Below are 21,734 nucleotides of genomic sequence, written 5' to 3' on the forward strand. Positions count from 1 at the left end.
GCCATCAGGTGAGACGCACCCGAAACGCCCTACCGAAATACGCGGACGCCTCCCCGAACCCCCGGCCCACCCCTACCACAACATTAGGGGCCACCCCTCACACCTCGTTGACCGGGTTCGGCAGATCTTCCTACGATTCAACGTGTCAAGGTGAGAATCGGGAAATAGTTCTAGATCGCCTTGTGGCCGCCTCAAGTTTCACTTCTGCACGAGAGGGATTCTCTCTGATGCACACTGTTGCCGCTGGTTCTCTCGCAACCGACCAGATCGCCGTTCCGGACGCGGACGTGTTCCGCTCACTGCTCGAACGCTCCGGTCTCTGCCTCGCCCGTCTCGACCTGCAGCTGCGCGTGGTCGAGGCCAACGACGACTTCGTGACCCAGTTCGGCCACTCCCGCGAGTCACTGCTCGGCCGCAGCTTCTACGAGCTGCTGCACCCCGGCGTGCACGGCCCGATGCGCAAGCAGTTCGACCGCCTCGTCGAGGGCCGCCGCCAGCGCTTCGTGGAGCACCTAGCCGGCATCGGCCCGCGCCACGCCGTCTTCACCGGTGACATCACCGGCATCGCCGTCCACGACGTGCACGGCGGCCTGGTGCAGTTCGTCGTCGTCGTGAACCCGGAGAAGGGCGAGCAGCCCAACGCCGTCGTGGTCGACCGCAACCGCATCCTCACCGAGCTCGACGCCCGCATCCTCGAGGGCATCGCCACCGGCGAGTCGACCGTGCGCCTCGCGTCGCGGCTGTTCCTGTCGCGCCAGGGCGTCGAGTACCACGTCGGCACGATGCTCAAGAAGCTCAAGGCCCCCAACCGCGCCGCCCTCGTCTCGCGCGCCTACAGCCTCGGCGTGCTCAGCGTCGCCAGCTGGCCGCCCCGGGTCTCCGCCGACTACATCAAGTAGGCCGTCGTGGAGGAGATCCTCGACCGGGCGGCGGACGCCGCCCGTGAGTGGGGCACGACCCGGCCGGACGAGCGGGCGGCGGCACTGGACGCCGTCGCCGAGGCGCTCGACCGCGAGACCGAAGACCTGGTCGCGCTGGCCGAGTGGGAGTGCAGGCTCCCCGGCGAGGGCCTGCGCGCGGAGGTCGCCCGCACGACCTTCCAGCTGCGCTCGTTCGCCGAGTACCTGCGCTCGGGCGCGGTCAACGGGGTCGTCGTCGACCGCGAGGACCCGGCGTGGCCCGCCGGGCCGAGGCCGGACCTGCGCCGCGTGCTGGTCCCGCTCGGACCGGTCGCCGTCTTCGGCTCCACCTCGTACCCGTTCGCGTTCTCCGTGGCCGGCAGCGACACCGCGTCGGCGCTGGCCGCCGGGTGCCCGGTCGTGGTCAAGGCGAGCCACAGCTATCCCGACCTCGCCGACCGCACGGCCGAGATCGTCGAGGCGGTGCTGCCCAAGGGCGTGTTCGCGCTCGTGCACGGCCGGCGCCAGGCCCGTCAGCTCGTGCTCGACCCGCGGATCAAGGCCGTCGCGTTCATCGGCAGCAGCCGCGTGGGCCGCGAACTGCACCACCTCGCCTCGACCCGGCCCGAGCCGATCCCGTTCTACGGCGGCTTCGGCAGCGTGAACCCGGTGTTCGTGACCGTTCGGGCCGTTCGCAGGCGCGGTCAGGAGATCGCGCGCGGGTTCGCTCAGGCGTTGGCACAGCAGAGCGGGCAGCTCTGCACGAAGCCCGGACTTCTCGTCGTACCAGAGGCTTTCGCCGACGACGTCGCCGCCGAGGTGCGCGCGTTGCGGGCGGAGCCGTTGTTCAACAAGCTCGTGGCGAAGCGGTTCGAGACCGGCGTGGAGGCGTTGACGGAGTTCCTCGACGTGCTCGTCGAGGGCGGCTCCGGGGCGGGCGGGCACGCGCCCACGTTGTTGCGCACCACCGCCGCCGACGTGCTGAACGGCCACGACGACGTGCTCAGCGAGTGCTTCGGGCCCGTGTCCGTCGTGGTGACCTACCGCGACAGCAACGAACTGCTGGAGCTCGCCGCCGCGTTGCCGGGGCAGCTGACCGCGACCGTGCACGGCGAGGACGACGACCTTCTGCCCGAACTGGTCAGCGAACTGACCGGGCGTGCCGGGCGGATCGTGTGGAACCAGTGGCCCAACGACATCGCGACGACCCCGGCCATGCACCACGGCGGTCCCTGGCCCGCGACCACGTCGCCGTTCCACACCTCGGTGGGCGTACGAGCCGTCGAACGGTTCCAGCGTCCCGTGGTGTTCCAAGGGTTTCCCAGCCACTTCCTCCCGGAAGTCCTGGCTGACGAACGGTGAGGAAGGTCGGAGAATGCGCGCAGCGGTGGTCGCGGGACTCGGGTCATGGCTCCCGCCGCGAGTGGTCACCAACGACGAACTGACAGCCAAGCTGGACACCACCGACGAGTGGATCCGGTCGCGGATCGGGGTCGCCACGAGGCACGTGGTCGAACCCGGCATGGCGACCTCGGACCTGTCGGTCGAGGCGGCGCGGCGGGCACTGCGCTCGGCGGGCGTGCCGGGCGCGGGAGCGGTGATCCTCGCGACGACGACACCCGACAGGCCCTGTCCCGCGACGGCTCCGGAGATCGCGTCGCGGCTGGGGTTGATCGACGTCCCCGCGTTCGACATCGCGGCCGTGTGCACGGGATTCGTGTACGGGCTGGGGGTGGGCGCCGGGCTGATCACGGCCGGCATCGTGGACAGCCTCATCATGATCGGCGGAGACGCCTACTCGACGATCCTCAACCCGCAGGACCGCACCACGTCCGTCATCTTCGGCGACGGCGCGGGAGCGGTGGTGCTGCGGGCGGGATCACCGGACGAGCCGGGCGCGCTCGGGCCGTTCGACCTCGGTTCGGACGGCGAGCTGTCCGACCTGATCACCGTGCCGGCCGGTGGCTCGCGGCAACGATCGTCGCGCGACATCGTGCCGCACGGCGACAAGTTCTTCCAGATGGAGGGCCGCGAGGTCTTCGCGAACGCGGTCGCGCGCATGTCCGCCGCGTCGCGCAACGCGATCAAGCGGCAGGGCTGGGTCGCGTCCGATGTGGACAGAGTCATCGCCCACCAGGCCAACACCCGGATCCTGGACGCGGTGTCGGCGGAACTCGGGGTGCCGCGCGACAAGTTCGTCTCCAACATCACCGACGTCGGCAACACCTCCGCCGCCTCGATCCCGCTGGCGCTCGCGCACGGCGTGCGGTCGGGGGAGCTGGCGGCGGGGCAGAAGGTACTGCTCACTGCGTTCGGCGGCGGCCTCACGTGGGGCGCCACGACGCTGGTGTGGCCGGAGCTCGGTCTCTCGGAGTGAACACGAGAACGGCCGGGAGGACGCACCTCCCGGCCGTTCTTCCTGTTGCTACACCGGAAGCACGCGACGGAAGATCGGCACCGAGACCGCGGCCACGACGACGTGCATGACCATCAGCGCGAGCACGCCGACGACTGAAGACCCCGGCAGGAAGAAGACCGGGACGTCGGCGAGGAACGACACCACGACGACGATCGGGACGAGCTTGCCGAGCGTGCGCGCGGGATCCTTGGCGCGCTTGCGGATCGTCGCCCACGCGATCGCGGCGATGATCACTCCCAGCGCGGTCAGCACGACGTAGCCCTGGGGTTTCAGGCCCTCGACGGCGTTCGGGTCGGCGCCGAGCGCCTGCGCCAGGTACGACACGACGGCGTTGCCGATCGAGGCCACCACGATCGCGGCCACGACTCCCAGCACGACCTTGCCCGTGCCGGCCTTGGTTTCTGTTGTCACCTGAGGATCTCCCTGCGTTGTCGGATCAGCGCTGCGCGGGCACGGCGGGCATGCCCACGCGGACCCGGCGGGACAGCTGGGCCGGGTCGGTGAGGAAGATGCTCTTGCGCTCGATCGAGATCCAGCCGCGCTGGGCGAAGTCCGAGAGCGTCTTGTTGACGGTGTCGCGGCGCGACCCGACGTACTGGCCGAGTTCTTCCTGGGTGAGGTCCTCGATCATCAGCAACCCGCCGCGGCGGTCGGTGCCGAACCGTCCTGCCAGGCGCAGCAACGCCTTCGCGAGGCGCGCGGGGGAGTCCATCTGCACCAGGTCCATGCGCATCTGGTGCGACTCGCGCTGCCGGCGGGCGATCTGGCCGAGCAGCCGTTCGGTGATCTCCGGGCACAGCGCGAGCCACTGCGTCAGGTCCGCCCGCGAGATCCGGCCCGCCCGCACGTCGGTGATCGCCACCGTCGTCGACACGGACGGCGCCGCGTCGAACAGCGTCGGCTCCACCAGGAGATCGCCGGCGCAGTGGAAGTCCAGCACCAGCTCGCGGCCGTCGGTGGAGGTGCAGCACGTCTTCGCCTTGCCCGAGCGCACCACGATCAGGTCGTCGGCGGGGACTCCGAGCCGGAGCATGACCTCGCCGCGGCCGAATTCGACGGGGGAGAGGGCCTGCGCGAACTGGCGCCAGGCCTCCTGCGAAGGCGTGAGGATCGGCGGCCGCGCCGGGGCGAGCAGCTGAGGTGCCATGCACCCGACGTTAGGGTCGCGGGCACTGGCGTACCGCTGGAGAACGCTGGGGGTTTCCCCACTGCCCGCGCTGAAATCCTTCAGCGGTGCGAAAGATGGGAGGGACCCGTGCTCTTCGACGTCGGTCGCCTGCTGCACGAGGAGTTCCTCGCCGTCTACCGGGCCGCCGCCGCTGACGCCGAGGGCTGGGAGGACGCCGCCGTGACGGTGGCGCACCGCGTCGGCTCACGGCTGCGTTCGGCGAAGGTCCCGGTCGCGCACGTGGTCGTGGCCCTGCGGTCCACCGACAGGCTGCTGACCGAGGCCATGCTGGACGACGGCGGTGACGCCCGCGCGCTGGCCGCCGCCGGAACCGCGCTGGCCGCCGAGCTGATGGCGTCGTTCTGCGCCGCCGACGACGGGCTGGCGGACGCGGTGCTCGGCGGTGGCGCACCCGATGGCGCGGCCGCGTTCTACACCGTCGTCTCGGTGCGCGGGGCCTTGACAGATAGAGTGGTAAACGCTTTCCGCCGACGTGGGACCGTGCTGTGCGCTTCGTCCGGTCATCTCCTGTTGCCGGTCTCCGAAGGGGCCGCGCTGGCGTTGTGCCGGGAGGTGTGCCTGGAGATCGGCGGCGAGATGTGGCTGTGCGTCGCGGAACGGCCCGCCGCGCGCGTTCCCCTGGCGCGTCGGGAGGTGGACGAGATCGACGCGCTCGTGTCGTCGCTCGGCCGGCCGCCCGGTGTCTACCGGATCGACGACGTGCTGTTCGAGAGCGCGATGGTCCAGACGCCGGAGGTCCGCGACGAGCTGGACAAGGTCGTCGCGCCGCTGCTGGCGAACCCCGTTCTGGTGGAGACCGTGCTGGCGCTGCTGGAGGCCGACGGCAACCGGGCGGTAGCTGTCAGGAAGCTGTTCATCCACCGCAGCACCATCGACTACCGGTTGTGGCAGATCGAGGAGCTCACCGGGCTGAGCCCCGTCAACCCGCGTGACCTCGCGGTTCTGGGCACGGCGATCGGGATGAGCCGCGCGAACGCCTGGGGCTGAACGGATTCAGCTCGCCGCGGTGAACGTCAAGCCTCCCTCAAGCCGTCTGTGCCAACTGTCGACAGTTCCCTACCGTTCGGTGCGACACCGCAGGCCACCTCAAGGAGGCGACGCGTGACCACCGTGCTGGACAGCAGGCTGCTGGGAGACGTGCTGCGTGACATCCTCCGTCCGTTCGGCCTTCCCCCGGTCGAGGACGTGGCGACCCGCCGTCAGCTCGCCAGAACCCTGCTCTCCGGGCGTGACAACGGTTCCTTCGACGGACTGGCGCTCGCGTACGCGGTGATCGCGTTCTGCGCGTCCACTGAGGACGATGCCGCTCGCGTGCTGGAGTCGTTGCGGGACAACCCCGACGCCCTGGTGCTCGACGGCGTCCAGGGCGGATACGTGCTGCTGCCGTGCGCCCAGGACGGCCAGCTCGCGTTGGCACGTGACCTGTACGAACGGCTCGGCGCTGACGTGTGGATGGGCGTCGCCTGGGCGCCCCGGCGCGACCTCGCGGCTGCCCGCGCGACGGCGGAGGACGTCCTGCGGATCGCTTCCCGCCGCGCGCCGGGCGTCTACGAGTTGCGCGGCGTCCTGGCGGACTTCGCGGTGCTGCGCCAGCCGCACGTCGCCGAACGGCTGGTCCGCGTGATCGAACCCGTGGTGGCGCGACAGCCGTTGCTGGACGCGTTGCGGGCGTTCATCGGCGAGGACGGCAACCGCGCGGCGGCGGCGCGGCGGCTGGACATCCACCGCAGCACGCTCGACCACCGCCTGCGGCTGATCGAACGGCTGACGGGCTGCCGTCCGACCTCGCCGCGTGCGTTGCTGACCCTGAGCGTCGCGCTGACCGCGCACTCAGCGCCGGAAGTGCCGCTTCCGCGCACTCACTGACTCTGCGAGGCGATCTGCTCGCGCAGCCGGTCCTCCTGCGCCTTGATCTCGGGCGTCAGCGCGTCACCGAACGCCTCGTCGCCGTGGACCTGGCGGATCTCGACCTCGCCCTCCTGGAACGGCGCCTTCTTCAGCCACTCGACGGCGTCCTGCAGGCTCGGCAGCTCCCAGATCCAGAAGCCCGCGATCAGCTCCTTGGACTCGGTGAACGGACCGTCGATGACCGTCGTCGCGCCCTTGCCGTCGAACCTGACCCGCGCGCCCTTGTCGCTCGAGTAGAGGCCGTCGCCCGCGAGCATCACGCCGGCCTTGACGAGCTCCTCGTTGAAGTTGCCCATGGCGGCGAGCTCCTCGGACGTCGGCATCACGCCCTGCTCGGTCTCCGGGGTGGACTTGACGATGACCATGAAGCGCATCTCGGGTCTCCTCTGCCTGGTGTCTGGTGCGTTTCTACCCAGGCGTCGATCGGGGACCCCGGCGTTTCGACCGGCTTCCGTCAATTGTGACCGGCGTCACAGGGTTACTGTGGGAAGCATGCGCGAAGACGTCGACTGGATCCTCGAGAACTGCCAGGTCTGGGCCATCGTCGGGCTCTCGGACAACCCGTCCCGCGCGGCCCACGGCGTCGCCCGCTTCCTCCAGCAGCGCGGCAAGAAGATCGTGCCGGTGCACCCGTCCGCCGAGACCGTGCACGGTGAGCAGGGCTACGCGACCCTGGCGGACATCCCGTTCGCGGTCGACGTCGTGGACGTGTTCCGCCGCTCGGAGGACGCCGGCCAGTTCGCGGACGAGGCCGCGGAGATCGGTGCCAAGGCCGTGTGGTTCCAGCTCGGCGTGGTGGACGACGCGGCGTACGCGCGCGCTCGCGACGCCGGCCTGCGCATGGTGATGGACGTGTGTCCCGCGATCGAGTGGCGCTCCCGTTGAACGACTAGCTAACCTGGCCTGGTCGTCCGGACACCTGGGGGTTCTGGAGACAATCAGCCTGGGGGGCTTGATTTCGCATGCTCGTCAACATCACCGCCTTGCGGTCCGCCGAATCGCCGCGCCTTCGCGGCTGCAGCGACGACTTCGTTCGTTCACTGGCGTCGTCCGGCGCCTCACTGCCACCGATCGTGGTGCACCGCCCGACGATGAGGGTCGTCGACGGCACCCACCGCCTGAAGGCCGCCGTGCTGCGCGGCTGCCGTTCCGTCGAGGTCGAGTACGTCGACGGGCCCGTCGAGGACCTGTTCGGGCTGTCGGTGTCGCTGAACCTGGCGACGCTGTCGACCGCGGACCGCGAGGCCGCGGCCCGGCGCCTGCTGCGGTCGCACCCGCAGTGCTCAGACCGTGCGATCGCGGCCTCCACCGGCCTCGCCGCCAAGTCCGTCGGCGTGCTGCGGCGCGCCGTGGGCGGCCAGGCCCCGGTGCGGGTGGGCCGCGACGGCAAGGTCAGGCCGGTCAACTCCGCCGCCGGGCGCAGGCTCGCCGGGCGGCTGGTGGCCGAACGGCCCGACGCCTCGTTGCGCGACATCGCCCGTGCCTCCGGGGTGTCGCCGGGCACCGTCCGGGACGTCCGCCGCCGGCTCAGCGCGGGGCTGGACCCGGTGCCCGAACGGATGCGCGCCTCCGAGCGGGCCGGCGAGGCGCTGCCCGCCGGACGTGCCGACGTCCGCGATCCTGACGCCACCCTGCCGATTCTGCGACGGGACCCGTCGTTGCGGTTCAACGAGCACGGGCGGCTGGTCCTGCGGTGGCTGGAGGCGCACGCGGTGTCGTCCGGGGAGTGGGCCACCGTGGTGTCCGGGGTGCCTTCGCACTGCCGGGAACTGGTGGCGGACATGGCTCGCGGGGTCGCGGAGGCCTGGGTGGAGATGGCCGAGGCGCTGGAACGCGAGGACCGGGCCGCCGTCTAGGACTCGAACAGGATCTCGCCGATCTCGCCCGCCACCTCGCGCCCCGCCGCGGGTCTCAAGCGGGACAACAACTTGCTGAACGCGGTCAGGTCGATGTGGACGGTCGCGGACTGCACCTGCCGGATGTCGTCGAGCAGGTCGACCACCAGGTCGCAGGCGTGGTCGACGTCGCCCGCCGCGGCGTGGGCCAGAGCCCTGCGCAGGCCGAAGCGGGTGCGGGCGCGCAGGGCGGTGGGGGCGATCAGCGGCATCTGGTCGTCGAGGATGACGGCGGCCTCGGCGTGGCGGCCCAGGTCGTGGAACGACCAGGCGCGGGCGATGGCCACCTGGTCGACGATGCTCGTTGTGCCGTAACGGGTTTCGCCCAGCGCTCCCTGGAGTTCCGCGGCGCGGTCGAGGGCGGCCTGGCAGCGGTCCGCGGCACCTGCCAGCGCGTAGCCCTGGGCTTCGCGTTGGGCGGCCACGGCTTTCACCGCGGTGGAACGGGATTTGCCCGCTTTGCGGGCGAAGTTGACGGTGGCGTGGGCGTCGCCGCGGTACAGGGCGAACTCCGAGGCCCGGACGTAGGCGTAGGCCTCCAGGTCCGGGTCACCGCCTCGCGCGGCGTACTGGACGGCGCGCCGGGTGAGTTCGGCCGCCGAGGCGTCGTCGCCGCGTTCCTGTTCCATCCAGCCCGCGTACTCGGCGTAGCGGGCGGCCAGCAACCAGAGGCCGCGGCCGAGACCGGGGTCGTCGGCCGAGCGGGCCATCGAACTCAGCGCGTCCACCTGGGGGCGGAGACTGGACAACACCACCTCGGGGCTCAGCCGGTGGCCCAGCGCGCGGTGGTGGTCGAACATCGAGTCGAAGGTGAGAAGAGTGGTGTGGTCACTGGGAATCGGGCGGGCCGGCGCGTCCGCTAGTTCGATCAGGTGACCGTCAGCCTGAAGGACGTTGTCGAAGAGCCTGGCCATTTCGGGGTTCGGGTGAACCTGGCCGTTCTCGATCTTGCTGAGGTGTCCCTTGCTGTACGGTACGAGGCCGGTCATCTGACTGAGTGAGAGCCCGCGCTCGTTGCGCAGGCGGCGAACCTCCTGGGCGAACGTGGGCGACAACGGCTTCACCCCCCTCCCCCCGGAAGTGTGTACGTCGCCAAACACCCGAATGCCGAATGTCCACTTATTGGCCGTTGATTGACGATCAACTGGGGCTATCTGGAACGGTCGGCGATGGTTCCATGTGAGTCATGGTGATGACGCGGCTCGACGAGGCGGCTGGTGTGGTGATGGTCTGGCAGCGCTTGGCGACCAACGTGGTCCACCGGTCGCAGTGGTTCGAGGTGCGCTCTGACAGCGTCGTCAGACCCGATGGCGGACATGGCACCTACACGCACGTCGTGGCGCCGGGATCGGTCACGATCCTCGCGATCCAGGACGACGACGAGGTCGTGCTGACCCGGCAGTGGATCTACACGCACGGCGGCACCGAGTGGCGGCTGCCCGGCGGCGCCGTCGACGACTCGGACGCTGATCCGCTGGCCGCGGCACGTCGTGAGCTCGCGGAGGAGACCGGGCTGCGGGCGGCGAAGTGGGAACGGCTCGGCCAGATCCACGGCGCGGACAGCCTGAGCAACCACGTCGACCACATCTTCCTCGCCACCGACCTCACCCAGGGCGAGGCGGCGCTCGAGCCCGGTGAGGCGGACCTGCGCGTGCGGACCATGCCGTTCTGCCACGCGCTCGACCTCGTCCGGCAGGGCATGCTCCCGCACGCCGGCAGTTCGCACGCGCTGCTCGTGATGGCGTTGCGCCGCACGACCCAGAAATAGCATTCCCAGGGTTTCCTCATTTCGCTGGAAACAGGAAACCCGTTCTCATTCGACTGGCGAAAAGCCACTCTTGGTGCATCGGCGAGAACAACAGCCCGAAAGCCAGTCAGAATGAGAAGGTGAATTCTTCGATGAGAATGATCTGCTCACTCGCCACCGTCATGAAGGTTGCCGCTGTCTGCCTTTTCCTCGGTTTCATGGCAGGAAGCGTCTTCATCGCAACGGTGATCTGACTTCGTTTCGGACTGCGGTTCTCCCTGGCCATCAAAGGGAGGTGTCAGCCGTGGAACCGCACTTCTGCATCGACATGATCTGAACCCGCACGGCTTCTAGCGTGGCGTCCACTGCACGCCGTAGCCGCGGCCCTGGCGGGGATGGGGGAACTGCACGTCGATCTCCCCGATCTCGTCCAGTGGCAGCGCCTGCGGCCAAGGCGTCAGGTCGTCGGTGTCGCGTGCCAGAGCCTCTTCGACGCGCCACACCGCATCAGGCAGGTCGTCCCGGTCGAACCGCACCCGCAACCGGAACGACTCGCACATCCGCTCCGGCCAGAACACGTAGGTCGGACGCATCGATTGTCCCCGAGGCACGCGCACTTCGAGCGCGAACTGGTGCGTTTGTCCCGCGTTGAGGGGTCGGGGCAACCGCAGCTTCATCAGGAAGCGTCGCGGGGACGGACGTTCGTGGCCGATGAGCTCGACCCCGTGCAACACCTCCACGTCCAGGTCACCTGGAGCACCGTCGGGCGTGGGTGAGGGGATCGTGATCGACCACGCGATCTCGTTGACACCGTCGGTGTCGGCCACAACGGTCCGGCGTTCCGTGCACGCGGGCGTCGGACCGTCCAGCTTCAGCAGCGCGTCGAACTCCTTGACGTGCCACAGTTCCGATGGCGCCACGTGCGTCGTCGAAGGAGCCGGCTGCAGCGCCACCTCCACCAGGCGCTGCAGTCCGGCGTCCATCCGTCTGCGCACCGTGCGCGCCCCGCGGTCCTGTTGCTTCGCGAGCCACTCGATGCGTTCGTTGAGGAACCGGAACTGCGCGTCGTCGTGCAGTCCTAGCGGCGCCAGAACGGCGTTGCGGACCTCGACCGGGAAACCGCGCGTCGCGTTCAGGACCCAGTCGCGCAGTTTCGTCCGCACGGCTTCCGCGCCGTCCGTCTCGACGATGCCGCACACCTGCCGAAGCGCCGGTCCGACGTGCAAGTCGATACCGGGAGTCTGCACACCGCGCCCACGGCACAAGGTGCGCAGTTCTTCCATCAGCTGCTCAGGTGAGACTGGCATCCGTCCTCCGCGCGGAAATGCTTTGCCGGGCATGTCGGGCTTACCCGATCGGACGTTACTCCGGATGCACCATCCGGGTGAACGAATGCGGGCGGCCGAACGGATTCTTCTACATCGTCCCGCTAGATGATCACCGCCGAACGACTGATGTCCTGACCTGGTCCTGAGCGGTAACGTGCTGGTCACGGGCGGTGACTCCCTCCGGTCGCCGCCACCCCTGCCGATGGAGGTTGTCTTCGTGCTGCGCACAATATTGTCCGTCGCCGCCGTGTTCTCCCTGATCAGCGGCGTTCCTGCCGTCGCCGCACCGGCGGAGAGCGCTTACCTGCTGCAGTTCCGCACCACCCTGAACGACGGCCAGCGCCACCAGCTCCAGGGCCTCGGCGTGCGGCTCGGCGCGTTCGTCCAGGACGGCACCTACCTCGCCCGCATGACGAGCACCGCGCGCGTCTCGCGGCTGAGCTACGTGGCCGACGTGCGCCCGTTCCAGGCCCAGCCGCAGATCATGGCGCTGGGCGGTGCTTCCGACTACCTGATCACGCTCGTCGAGCAGGACGAGCGCGACCAGAAGGCCGTCGCCGCCAAGGTGAAGTCCCTGGGCGGCAAGGTGAACGTCATCTCCGCGAGCCGTGAGCACATCATGGCCACCTTGGACGCCGGGCAGGCCGCGCAGCTCGCGAAGCTGCCGGCCGTGATCGCGATCGACCCGGTGTCCGCGCCGGAGACCGACATGGCGATCTCGCGCGAGTCGTCCGGCGCCAACTACATCGAGAGCGTCGGCGGCTACAAGGGCCAGGGCGTGCGCGGCGAGGTGATGGACGGCGGGTTCCGCCTGACGCACCAGGAGTTCCGCGCCCGGCCGGCGTTGCAGCACACCGCCAACACCACGAACACCTCGCACGGCACCTCGACGTACGGGCAGATCTTCGCGTCCGGCGTCTCGTCCGCGCACCGCGGCCTGCTGCCGGAGGCCCAGGGCATCACGGCCGTCTACAACACCGGCGACCGCTACGCGCACACCAAGCAGCTCGTCGACCCGGCAGGCCAGTACCGGGCGGTCTTCCAGTCCAACAGCTGGGGTGACTCGCTCACCACGTCGTACACGGCGATCTCGCAGCAGATGGACCGGATCGTGTTCGACACCGACCTGCTGATCTGCCAGTCGCAGAGCAACGCGGGCACCAGAAGCTCGCGTCCGCAGGCGTGGGCGAAGAACGTGCTGTCGGTCGGTGGCCAGTACCACTACAACACCCTCGACCGCGCGGACGACAAGTGGAACGGCGGAGCGTCGATCGGCCCCGCCGCCGACGGCCGCATCAAGCCGGAGATCTCGAACTACTACGACCGCATCGACACCACGACGTCGACCAGCGACACCGCCTACACGACGTCGTTCGGCGGCACGTCCGGCGCGACGCCGATCACCTGCGGCAACGCCGGTCTGCTGTTCCAGATGTGGGCCGACGGCGTGTTCGACGGCGCGCCCGGCAAGGGCCGTGACGTGTTCACGTCCCGTCCGCACGCGGCGACCGCCAAGGCGCTGCTGATCAACACCGCCAACCAGTTCACGTTCTCCGGCACCACCCACGACCAGACCCGCACGCACCAGGGCTGGGGCACGGCGTCGGTCCGCAACCTCTACGACCGCGCGAAGGCGGGCGGCTGGAAGCTGCCGGTGCTGGTGAACGAGACCGATCTGCTGGCGACCGGTCAGTCGCGCAAGTACACCGTGGCGTCCAACGGCCAGACGCCGCTGCGCGCGACGCTGGCCTACACCGACCCGGCCGGGTCGCCGACCGCGGCCAAGGCGACCGTCAACGACCTGACGCTGAAGGTCACCGCCCCGAACGGCACCGTCTACTGGGGCAACAACGGCCTGCTGGCCGGCAACTGGTCCACGTCCGGCGGCGTCGCGAACACCGTCGACACCGTGGAGAACGTCCTGGTCCAGACGCCCGCCGCGGGCAACTGGACGGTCGAGGTGATCGCGACCTCGGTCAACGTCGACGGTCACGTCGAGACGGCCGCGACCGACGCCGACTACGCGCTGGTCGTGTCGTAGTTACTCGAACCTGGCCGGGTCGCCCGCGCCGTAGCGGATGATCTCGGCCTCGCCGCTCGAGAAGTCCACCACCGTGGTGGGCGTGGTGCCGCACTCCCCGGAGTCGATCACCGCGTCCACCACGTGGTCGAGGCGTTCCTTGATCTCCCAGCCCTGCACCAGCGGCTCGGCCTCGTCCGGCAGCAGCAGGGTGCTGGTCAGCAGCGGCTCGCCCATCGCCTCCAGCAGCGCCTGCGTCACGACGTGGTCCGGGATGCGCGCGCCGACCGTCTTCTTCTTCGCGTGCATCATGCGGCGCGGCACCTCCTTCGTCGCGGGCAGGATGAACGTGTAGTTGCCCGGCGTGGAGGACTTGATCGCGCGGAACACCGCGTTGTCCACGACCACGAACTGGCCGAGCTGGGCGAAGTTCTCGCACATCAGCGTGAAGTGGTGCTTGTCGTCGAGCTTGCGGATCTCGCGGATGCGGTCGATGCCGTCCTTGTTGCCCAGCCGGCAGCCCAGCGCGTAGCAGGAGTCGGTCGGATAGGCGATCAGGCCGTCCTCCCGCAGGATCTTCACGGCCTGGTCGATGGCGCGCTTCTGCGGGTTGACCGGGTGGACGTCGAGGTACTTGGCCATGGCCGGTGAGCTTAGGCCGATCACCGAGGGGCCAGCATTTCGGCTCGCGCACGTTGCTAACCTGGGGCTACTTCTTTCCCTGGTTTGGAGACCCCTAGCGATGCTCGACCGTGCCGTCGTCGACGCCCTGTTCCCCTCGGACCTGCCCGAGCCGGCCCACTGGGAGGAGCAGTACCCGCCCCGCGGGCTGGGCGAAGGCGCGAAGGTCACCCGCCTGGGGCCGTCGCCGACCGGGTTCCTGCACATCGGCGGCCTGTACGTCGGCATGATCGACCGCGACCTGGCGTCCCACTCCGGTGGCTCGTACATCGTGCGCGTCGAGGACACCGACCAGGCCCGTGAGGTCGCCGGCGCCGTCGAGCAGTTCAACCAGGCGTTCAAGTACTTCGGCATCGAGCCCGACGAGGCCGACGCCGTGGGCGCGTACGGCCCGTACCACCAGTCGCAGCGCGAGCAGGTCTACCTGACGTACGTGCGTGAGCTGGTGCGTTCCGGTCACGCGTACCTGTGCTTCGCGACGAAGGAAGAGCTCGCGGACATCACCGCCCGCCAGCAGGCCACCAAGCTGCCGACCGGCTACTACGGCCGCTGGGCGATCTGGCGCGACAAGACCGCCGAGGACGTCGCCGAGGCGCTGGAGGCCGGTCGTCCGTACGTGGTGCGCTTCCGTTCGCCGGGCAAGGCGGGGGAGCGGACGTCGTTCGTCGACGCGATCCGGGGTCCGCTGGAGCACGACGCGAACCGCAACGACGTGGTGATCCTCAAGGCGTCGGACCAGTCGCCGCGCCTGCCCACGTACCACTTCGCGCACGCGGTCGACGACCACCTGATGCGCGTCAACCTGGTGATCCGCGGCGAGGAGTGGATCTCCTCGGTCCCGACCCACCTGCAGCTGTTCGACGCCCTGGGCTTCGACCGCGTCGAGTACGCCCACATCGCGCCGCTGATGAAGCAGCAGGGCGGCTCCCGGCGCAAGCTCTCGAAGCGCAAGGACCCCGAGGCGTCCGTCGAGTTCTTCATCGAGGCGGGCTTCCCGGCCCCGGCCGTCCAGTACTACCTGCGCGGCCTGGTCAACGCCCGCCTGGCCGAGCTGCCGCTGGCCGAGGCCCTGCAGACCCCGATCTCGCTCGCCGAGTGCGGCGTCGCCGGCCCGTTGGTCGACCTGGTGAAGCTCGACGACATCTGCGCCGACCACGTGGCCACCCTCTCCGGTGAGGAGATCATCTCGCTGGTGTCCGAGTGGGCGGCCACCTACGACCCCGAGCTGGTCACCGTGCTGGCCTCCGAGCGCGACGCGGCGCTGGCGGCTCTGAAGGTCGAGCGCGGCCCGGAGGTCGCGAACCCGCGCAAGGACCTCCGCAAGTGGGCGGACTTCCGCACCGCTTACGGCTTCTTCTTCCCGTCGTTGTTCCCGCTGGTGTCCGACCGGACCGACGAGCGCCTCGGCGGCCTGTCGCCCGAGCTGATCTCCGCGTTCGCCGCGGACTTCGCCGACGGCTACGCGGACCTCGAGGACGGCCAGGAGTGGTTCGGTCAGATCCGCGAGCTCGCGTCGAAGCACGGGTTCGCCCCGAACCCCAAGGAGCTCAAGAAGAACCCGGACGCGTACCCCGGCTCGATCCGTGAGGCCGCGCAGCTCATCCGCGTGGCGCTGACGGGGTCGAAGGCGAGCCCGGACCTGCACGCGGTGGCTCGCACGCTGGGTGCGGACGAGGTGCTGCGCCGGGTGCGCGCGCTGGCCGGCTGACAGGCGTTCGACGGCCCCTGGTTCCTACGGGAATCGGGGGCCGTTCGCTGTCCGGTGGTCTGCCCACGACCGCGCTGCCTCGGTGGCCGCGGTGCCCGCGAACCTTCGTCCCCACAGGCACACCAGCGATGCGGCGAACGCGGTGAGCGCCTCGGCGGGCGCCTCCCGGAATCCGTCGAACTGTGCCGCCCACTCCTCGGCGTGCGCGGGTCGATGGCCTTCCGCCACGAGCCGCACGACCGCGAACGCCGGGTCGATCCAGGCCGCGCCGGTCCGCCACCACGCCCAGTCGACGATGCGCGCGGTGTCGGCGACGAGGATGTTCAGAGGGTTGAGGTCGGAGTGGACCAGCGTCGACCCGCGCATGTGTCGCGGCGCGTGTGCTGCCCGCTCGTCGGCGGGCTCGTTCGCGAGTGCCACTTCCCAGTGATCGGCGATCATTCGCCGTGATGCCCGCTGCGGAGTGATCCTGCTGATCTTCTTGACGGCGTCCGCCACGAGCGGGAGATCGGGGGAGCCCGGCGAGAGATCGGCGTGCTGCCCGGAAACGTGGTCGAATCCGAGCAGCAACCAGCCGTCCCGTTCGACGTGCCACAGCAGTCGCGGGGCCAGGTCCTCCGGCAGGTACGGGTTCACCGCTGCTTCGTTGCGATGCATGACCGCCTGTGGACTGTCCGTTCTGCCACCTTTGCAGAACACCGGTCCCTCCGCGGTGGCCAGCGATGCGGCGAACGCGGAGTTGCGTCCCACGGGAGCGCTTTCCGCCTTCACGACCTGGCCGGTGTGGTCCTGGACGGCCTCACGCACTCCGGCCGGTAGCTCCTGCCACTCGAGGCGGCCGCTCATCTGTTCCTCAGTTCGGGTCTTCGCCGCCCTGACCGCAGGTGGTGCAGCCGGCGTGGCACTGCGAACAACGTCCATCGCCGGTCAGCCACAACTCGGCGTGGAAGGGCAGTCCGGCGGTCTTGATCGCCTCCACGGTAGGGCCGAGGGCGTCCGCTGTCGCGCGACGCACCGGCGCGGTGAACTCGTCCGGCACGTGATGGAGGAACCTCCCTGCCACTTGATCGCAGAAGCCTGCGTAGTCGTGGGTGTTGAGGATGAACTGGTGCCAGCCGAGGTCGACCTGCCTGCTCGGCCGGAACTGCTCGTGTGGGTTGGCCGCGCACACAAGGAGAAAGCTGATCGTGTCGGTGACGATCCGATCGGCTTCCCCGACGGTGATCGAGTGCTCGGTGGCCAGTTGGAGGCGCAGTCGGTGCCGGACCTCGGTCGGGATCGCGGACGGAGCGCAGGCGATCGCTGACATGGGCTTCTCCTGATCGTCGAGAGTGTGTCGCTGCCTGCTGAACAGCCTGCTCGTGACCCTTTTCGCCGGTAATGAACCGGTGTGGCACTTCCGTGGTACTTGCGGCGCACATTCCCGCGCCCACCTGGTTCCATGGGGCAGGAGGAGGTCGCCGACATGGGGTCACTGGCTCACTGGACAGGCCGTGAAGCACGTGCGCTCCGCCGCGCGCTGCGTCTCAGCGTGCGTGCCTTCGCGGAGCGGTTGGGCGTCGGCGTCCGCACCGTCACCAAGTGGGAGTCGCTCGGCGCGAGAACCACGCCGCGCCCGTTCATGCAGTCCATTCTGGACACCGCGTTGGCCACCGCGGACGTGGAGGCCAAGCAACGCTTCGAGTTGCTGCTGCGGCAGGACGGCGAGGTGCCGGTTCGTGACTACTACCGGAGCGGCCCGAGGGAATGGGACTACGAGACCTGGACCGACGACCTGGGACGCGCGGCGGCATGCTTGGCGCAACAGGACTTCAAGTTCGCGAGCAGCCTCGTCGGCCGCTGGCTGCGGCGTTTCACCCCACTGGAGCTCGACGGCCACGGGGTGTACCTGCACGCGCGATCGCTCGTGTTGCTCGGCGACCTGCAACGAGACCAGGGTGATGTCCAGGGATCTCTGTCGGCATCGCACACCTACCGTTGCGCGCACCAGTTCTTCCGCGAGCTGGGTGTGCCGCGCAGGGTCGCGCAGGTGGAGTTGTCGCTCGCGGTCGTGGAGGAGATGAACGGGCGGCTCGATCTCGCTGCCCGCAGGTACGAGGCGCTGGCCGGCGACTCCCGACTCAGCCCTCGTGACCGCACTCGGGCGCTTCTGTGGGTGGGGACGGCCCTGAGCAAGAAGGGATCCAACGACCACGCGGTGACAGTGATGGCTGAGGCGATACGTCGTTTCGAGCAGCTCGAAGAGCCCGATGACTGGGCGGTCGCACACCAGAAGATGGCCCTCGCACACCGTGGAGCGGGTGCACTGGGCGTGGCGCTGCGCTACATCGACGTCGCACTCGCGAACCGATCGGACTCCCCGATGCAGCGGGTCCGGCTGCAGACGGCGCACGCCCACGTCCTCCTGTCAGATCGTGCGACCTCGGAGGGCGGACTGCGGCTGCTCGACGAGGCCGCCGGGACGTCACGTACGTTCGGCATGTCCCATCAACTCGCCAGCATCGAGGCCATCCGAAGCGCCTTCGAGCACGTGAACTAGGAGCGCATCACCTGTGAGCCGGCCGATCAGCGACGAACAGCGGCGCGACGCGGAGACCATCTGGGACCACCACCAGATGGGACATGAGCCGCGTCCGGTCGACGTCGCCATCGGCCTGGGCAGCCACGACCTCGGCGTGGCAACCTTCGCCGCCGAGCTGTACCGCGCCGGACTGTTCCCGCTGCTCGTGTTCAGCGGTGCCAACAGCCCGACGACGGCCGCTCGGTTCCCGCGAGGGGAGGCGGTGCACTACCGCGAGCACGCCTTGTCGCTCGGCGTGCCGGACGGTGCTCTCCTGGTGGAGCCGCGGGCGGGCAACACCGGGCAGAACGTGGGGTTGTCGCGTGCGCTCCTGGCGGAGAACGGTCACGCGCCTCGCTCGGTGCTGCTCATCTCGAAGCCGTACATGGAACGCCGCGCCTTCGCCACGTGCCGGAAGGTGTGGCCGGAGGTCGAGGTCGTCTGCGCGTCCGAGCCGCTGAAGTTCGGCGACTACGTCCGGTCGATCGGCGACGAGAAGCTCGTCGTCGACATGCTCGTCGGGGACCTGCAGCGGGTGGTGGAGTACCCGAAGCTGGGCTTCGCGGTCGAGCAGGACGTGCCTGCTGACGTGCTGGCGGCCTACGAACGACTCGTCCGAGCGGGGTTCGACAGCCGGCTGATCTGAGCCTGCCCGGACGCGTGTCCGAACGCATCGGCCCGGTATGGGACTTTCGTCCTGAAAGTTTCCGGAACAAAGTCGTGAGAGCGTTCCCATTGACGTGGACGTAACACGCCGTTGAGGATCGCGGCATGCATTGGAGAAGCACTCTCGCCGCAGTGCTGGGGCTGACGCTCGCCGCCAGCGCGACCTCGGCGGCCGGCGCGCAGGACGCGCAGCACTGGCCGCCGAAGCAGACGGTCATCGGGCAGCCGAAGACGGAGCACGGTTGTGCTCGCATTGAGAAGTCCCTGCCGACGCTCAAGGACTGGCCGAAGGTCGAGAGCCAGCTCGACGGCGATCGCAAGGACGAGGCTCGGATCAAGGCGATCCTCAAGGACATGACGCTGGCCGAGAAGGTCGGTCAGATGACGCAGCCCGAGATCAACGCGATCACGGCCGCGGACGTCACGACCTACGGGTTCGGCTCCATCCTCAACGGTGGCGGCAGCTGGCCCGGCGCCAAGAAGAACGCCACGCCGCAGGAGTGGCTGGCGCTCGCCGACACGTTCTTCGAGGCCTCGAAGCAGTCGCGCACCAAGATCCCCGCCATCTGGGGCATCGACGCGGTGCACGGCAACAACAACGTCTTCGGTGCGACCGTCTTCCCGCACAACATCGGTCTCGGCGCGACGCAGGACCCGTGCCTCATCCGCGACATCAACGAGGCCACGGCCGAGCAGATCCGCGCGACCGGCCAGGACTGGGCGTTCTCGCCGACGCTCGCCGTCGTGCAGGACGACCGGTGGGGCCGCACGTACGAGGGCTTCTCCGAGGACCCGCGCATCACGCGCGCCTACGGCTACGAAGCCGTCCGCGGCCTTCAGGACAACGCCAAGAAGCGCATCAGCTCCGACGGCGTGATCGCCACCGCCAAGCACTTCCTCGGTGACGGCGGCACGACCGGCGGCAAGGACCAGGGCGTCAACGCCTTCTCCGAGAAGGACATGATCAACCTGCACGGCCAGGGCTACTACGGCGCTCTCGCCGCCGGTGCCCAGACCGTGATGATCTCGTTCAACAGCTGGACGAACGACGTCATCAACGAGGGCAAGGTGCACGGGTCCAAGTACGTGCAGACCGGCATCCTCAAGGAGAAGATGGGCTTCGACGGCCTGCTCGTCGGCGACTGGAACGGCCACGGCCAGGTTCCTGGCTGCACGAACGGCAGCTGTGCGGCGGCGATCAACGCCGGCCTGGACATCCTCATGGTGCCGAACGACTGGAAGGCGCTCATCACCAACACGATCGCCCAGGTCAACGCCGGTGAGATCCCGATCGCGCGGATCGACGACGCGGTCACCCGCATTCTGCGCGTCAAGCTGCGCGCCGGTGTGTTCGAGGCCAAGAAGCCGTCGCTGCGTGAGCACGCGGGTGACGCGAAGGCGTTGCAGCACAAGGAACTCGCCCGCGAGGCCGTGCGCGAGTCCGCCGTGCTGCTGAAGAACGAGAAGCGCGTGCTGCCGTTGTCCAAGCGCAGCAAGGTTCTCGTCGTCGGCAAGACCGCCGACAACATCGGCAACCAGACCGGTGGCTGGACGCTGTCCTGGCAGGGCACCGGCAACACCAACGCCGACTTCCCGAACGCCACCAGCATCCTCAAGGGCATCCAGGACACCCTGGGCGCGGCCAACGTCACGTTCTCCGAGACCGCGGAGGGCGTCGACCCGGCGCAGTTCGACGCGGTCATCGCCGTGATCGGTGAGACGCCGTACGCGGAGGGCGTGGGCGACCTCGGCAAGCGGTCGTTCGAGTCCGCCCGCCTGCAGCCGCAGGACCTGGCCGTGCTGGACAAGGTGTCCGGCAAGGGCAAGCCGGTCGTCACCGTCTACGTCGGCGGCCGCGCGCTGTACATGAACAAGGAGATCAACCGCTCCGACGCGTTCGTGGCCGCCTGGCTGCCGGGCACCGAGGGCGGCGGCATCGCCGACCTGCTGATCAGGGGCCGGCACAACGGGTTCAGCGGCAAGCTGTCCTACTCGTGGCCCGGCGAGGCCTGCCCGGCGCTGCCCGGTGAGCCCGCCAGGAAGCCGCTGTTCAAGCTCGGCTACGGCCTGCGCGACTGGGAGACCGGCCGCGTCGGCACGCTCGACGAGACCAGCCCCGGCGTCCTGTGCTCCGGTGGTGGCGGTGGCACGGCGACCGAGGACCTGGAGATCTTCAACCGCACGGACATCGCGCCGTACCAGTCGATGATCGGTTCGGCCGAGAACTGGGGCGGCACCGTGATCGGCCCCGACGGCCAGGCCTCGCACGCCGAGCTCAACGTCGTGCAGTCCGATGTCAACGTCCAGCAGGACGCGCTCAAGACGACGTGGACCGGTACCGGCCCCGGCCAGGTGTACCTGCAGAGCGCGGCGGTCAGCGACCTCCGCGGTTACGGCAACGCCAACGCGGCCATCCAGTTCGACGTGATCGTGCACCAAGCCCCGGCCAACCGCACGGTCATCAGCTCGCACTGCCAGTACCCGTGCATGGCGGAGATCGATGCCACGCAGGCGTTCCGCAACCTCCCCATCGGACAGAAGGCGACCGTCAAGATCCCGGTCTCCTGCTTCTCCAACAAGGGACTGGACCTGGAGAGCGTCAACACGCCGTTCCTCGTCTACACCGACGGCGCGTTCCAGGCCTCGTTCGCGAACATCCGGTGGGTGCCCAAGGCGGGTGCCGATCCAGACGCTTTGCCTTGTACGTAACCGAC

Annotated in this window: 21 protein-coding genes; 13 read left to right on the plus strand and 8 right to left on the minus strand. The window is 69.2% G+C overall.

The genetic code is table 11. The features are described 5' to 3' along the window. Nucleotides 1-227 precede the first annotated feature (227 nt). The 3 genes from ACIQF0_RS03520 to ACIQF0_RS03530 are packed head-to-tail and all read left to right on the plus strand — an operon-like array spanning nucleotide 228 to nucleotide 3,276. The gene (locus ACIQF0_RS03520; RefSeq protein ID WP_319973429.1) at nucleotides 228-899 is read left to right on the plus strand and encodes a PAS domain-containing protein; all 672 of its coding nucleotides are present in this window, start codon (nucleotides 228-230) and stop codon (nucleotides 897-899) included. A gap of 6 nt (nucleotides 900-905) precedes the next feature. Then, nucleotides 906-2,261, plus strand: coding sequence for an aldehyde dehydrogenase family protein (locus ACIQF0_RS03525; RefSeq protein ID WP_401023997.1), 1,356 nt, complete (start codon nucleotides 906-908; stop codon nucleotides 2,259-2,261). 13 nt (nucleotides 2,262-2,274) lie between these two features. Beyond that, the gene (locus ACIQF0_RS03530; RefSeq protein WP_401024000.1) at nucleotides 2,275-3,276 is read left to right on the plus strand and encodes a beta-ketoacyl-ACP synthase III; all 1,002 of its coding nucleotides are present in this window, start codon (nucleotides 2,275-2,277) and stop codon (nucleotides 3,274-3,276) included. Between the two features lie 48 nt (nucleotides 3,277-3,324). Here ACIQF0_RS03530 and ACIQF0_RS03535 read toward each other — a convergent pair whose 3' ends face one another. After that, the gene (locus ACIQF0_RS03535) at nucleotides 3,325-3,729 is read right to left on the minus strand and encodes a DUF6069 family protein (protein ID WP_401024003.1); all 405 of its coding nucleotides are present in this window, start codon (nucleotides 3,727-3,729) and stop codon (nucleotides 3,325-3,327) included. Between the two features lie 25 nt (nucleotides 3,730-3,754). Next, the gene (locus tag ACIQF0_RS03540) at nucleotides 3,755-4,465 is read right to left on the minus strand and encodes a Crp/Fnr family transcriptional regulator (RefSeq protein ID WP_401024006.1); all 711 of its coding nucleotides are present in this window, start codon (nucleotides 4,463-4,465) and stop codon (nucleotides 3,755-3,757) included. Nucleotides 4,466-4,573: 108 nt separating this feature from the next. Here ACIQF0_RS03540 and ACIQF0_RS03545 point away from each other — a divergent pair, with 108 nt between their 5' ends. Then, the gene (locus tag ACIQF0_RS03545; protein ID WP_401024009.1) at nucleotides 4,574-5,494 is read left to right on the plus strand and encodes a PucR family transcriptional regulator; all 921 of its coding nucleotides are present in this window, start codon (nucleotides 4,574-4,576) and stop codon (nucleotides 5,492-5,494) included. A gap of 114 nt (nucleotides 5,495-5,608) precedes the next feature. Then, nucleotides 5,609-6,373 (plus strand): PucR family transcriptional regulator, encoded by a 765-nt coding sequence (locus ACIQF0_RS03550; protein WP_401024011.1) that lies wholly within the window; start codon nucleotides 5,609-5,611, stop codon nucleotides 6,371-6,373. Here ACIQF0_RS03550 and ACIQF0_RS03555 read toward each other — a convergent pair. Then, entirely contained in the window at nucleotides 6,367-6,789 is a 423-nt protein-coding gene (locus tag ACIQF0_RS03555; protein WP_401024014.1) for a YciI family protein, read from the minus strand. The two genes, ACIQF0_RS03550 and ACIQF0_RS03555, sit on opposite strands and share 7 nt — an antisense overlap. Nucleotides 6,790-6,907: 118 nt before the next feature. Between ACIQF0_RS03555 and ACIQF0_RS03560 the strand changes: the two genes are divergently transcribed. Next, nucleotides 6,908-7,300, plus strand: a complete 393-nt coding sequence (locus ACIQF0_RS03560) for a CoA-binding protein (protein WP_401024016.1) — start codon at nucleotides 6,908-6,910, stop codon at nucleotides 7,298-7,300. A gap of 77 nt (nucleotides 7,301-7,377) precedes the next feature. Beyond that, nucleotides 7,378-8,271: a ParB/RepB/Spo0J family partition protein gene (locus ACIQF0_RS03565; protein ID WP_401024019.1), complete on the plus strand. Its 894-nt coding sequence runs from the start codon at nucleotides 7,378-7,380 to the stop codon at nucleotides 8,269-8,271. Here the strand turns inward: ACIQF0_RS03565 and ACIQF0_RS03570 are convergent. Next, nucleotides 8,268-9,410: a helix-turn-helix domain-containing protein gene (locus ACIQF0_RS03570; protein WP_401024022.1), complete on the minus strand. Its 1,143-nt coding sequence runs from the start codon at nucleotides 9,408-9,410 to the stop codon at nucleotides 8,268-8,270. The genes ACIQF0_RS03565 and ACIQF0_RS03570 overlap by 4 nt on opposite strands. 86 nt (nucleotides 9,411-9,496) lie before the next feature. Here ACIQF0_RS03570 and ACIQF0_RS03575 point away from each other — a divergent pair, with 86 nt between their 5' ends. Then, nucleotides 9,497-10,078, plus strand: coding sequence for an NUDIX hydrolase (locus tag ACIQF0_RS03575; protein WP_360030614.1), 582 nt, complete (start codon nucleotides 9,497-9,499; stop codon nucleotides 10,076-10,078). A gap of 329 nt (nucleotides 10,079-10,407) precedes the next feature. Here the strand turns inward: ACIQF0_RS03575 and ACIQF0_RS03580 are convergent, their stop codons facing one another. Next, nucleotides 10,408-11,364, minus strand: a complete 957-nt coding sequence (locus ACIQF0_RS03580) for a hypothetical protein (protein ID WP_401024025.1) — start codon at nucleotides 11,362-11,364, stop codon at nucleotides 10,408-10,410. Nucleotides 11,365-11,602: 238 nt separating this feature from the next. On the opposite strand from ACIQF0_RS03580, the gene ACIQF0_RS03585 reads away from it, so the two are divergent. After that, a complete protein-coding gene (locus ACIQF0_RS03585) occupies nucleotides 11,603-13,426 on the plus strand; it encodes a S8 family serine peptidase (RefSeq protein ID WP_401024028.1) in 1,824 nt (607 codons plus the stop codon). Here ACIQF0_RS03585 and ACIQF0_RS03590 read toward each other — a convergent pair whose 3' ends face one another. Further along, on the minus strand, nucleotides 13,427-14,047 hold the full coding sequence (locus ACIQF0_RS03590; protein ID WP_093588235.1) for an L-threonylcarbamoyladenylate synthase: 621 nt from the start codon (nucleotides 14,045-14,047) through the stop codon (nucleotides 13,427-13,429). It lies immediately after the preceding gene. Nucleotides 14,048-14,147: 100 nt separating this feature from the next. Here ACIQF0_RS03590 and ACIQF0_RS03595 point away from each other — a divergent pair, with 100 nt between their 5' ends. Further along, nucleotides 14,148-15,794: a glutamate--tRNA ligase gene (locus ACIQF0_RS03595; protein ID WP_401024031.1), complete on the plus strand. Its 1,647-nt coding sequence runs from the start codon at nucleotides 14,148-14,150 to the stop codon at nucleotides 15,792-15,794. A gap of 24 nt (nucleotides 15,795-15,818) precedes the next feature. Here the strand turns inward: ACIQF0_RS03595 and ACIQF0_RS03600 are convergent, their stop codons facing one another. Further along, nucleotides 15,819-16,640: a hypothetical protein gene (locus ACIQF0_RS03600; protein WP_401024034.1), complete on the minus strand. Its 822-nt coding sequence runs from the start codon at nucleotides 16,638-16,640 to the stop codon at nucleotides 15,819-15,821. 7 nt (nucleotides 16,641-16,647) lie between these two features. After that, on the minus strand, nucleotides 16,648-17,103 hold the full coding sequence (locus tag ACIQF0_RS03605) for a glycine-rich domain-containing protein (protein ID WP_401024036.1): 456 nt from the start codon (nucleotides 17,101-17,103) through the stop codon (nucleotides 16,648-16,650). Nucleotides 17,104-17,259: 156 nt separating this feature from the next. Between ACIQF0_RS03605 and ACIQF0_RS03610 the strand changes: the two genes are divergently transcribed. From ACIQF0_RS03610 to ACIQF0_RS03620, 3 genes are all read left to right on the plus strand, one after another. Continuing rightward, nucleotides 17,260-18,333, plus strand: a complete 1,074-nt coding sequence (locus tag ACIQF0_RS03610) for a helix-turn-helix domain-containing protein (protein ID WP_401024039.1) — start codon at nucleotides 17,260-17,262, stop codon at nucleotides 18,331-18,333. 13 nt (nucleotides 18,334-18,346) lie between these two features. After that, nucleotides 18,347-19,000 carry a YdcF family protein gene (locus ACIQF0_RS03615; protein ID WP_401024041.1) on the plus strand — a complete coding sequence of 218 codons (654 nt, stop codon included), beginning with the start codon at nucleotides 18,347-18,349 and terminating at the stop codon, nucleotides 18,998-19,000. Nucleotides 19,001-19,125: 125 nt separating this feature from the next. After that, nucleotides 19,126-21,729: a glycoside hydrolase family 3 protein gene (locus ACIQF0_RS03620; protein WP_401024044.1), complete on the plus strand. Its 2,604-nt coding sequence runs from the start codon at nucleotides 19,126-19,128 to the stop codon at nucleotides 21,727-21,729. Nucleotides 21,730-21,734 lie beyond the last annotated feature (5 nt).

Origin of the sequence: Lentzea sp. NPDC092896, from assembly GCF_044754905.1 — a bacterium.
In the GTDB taxonomy this organism is placed as follows: domain Bacteria; phylum Actinomycetota; class Actinomycetes; order Mycobacteriales; family Pseudonocardiaceae; genus Lentzea.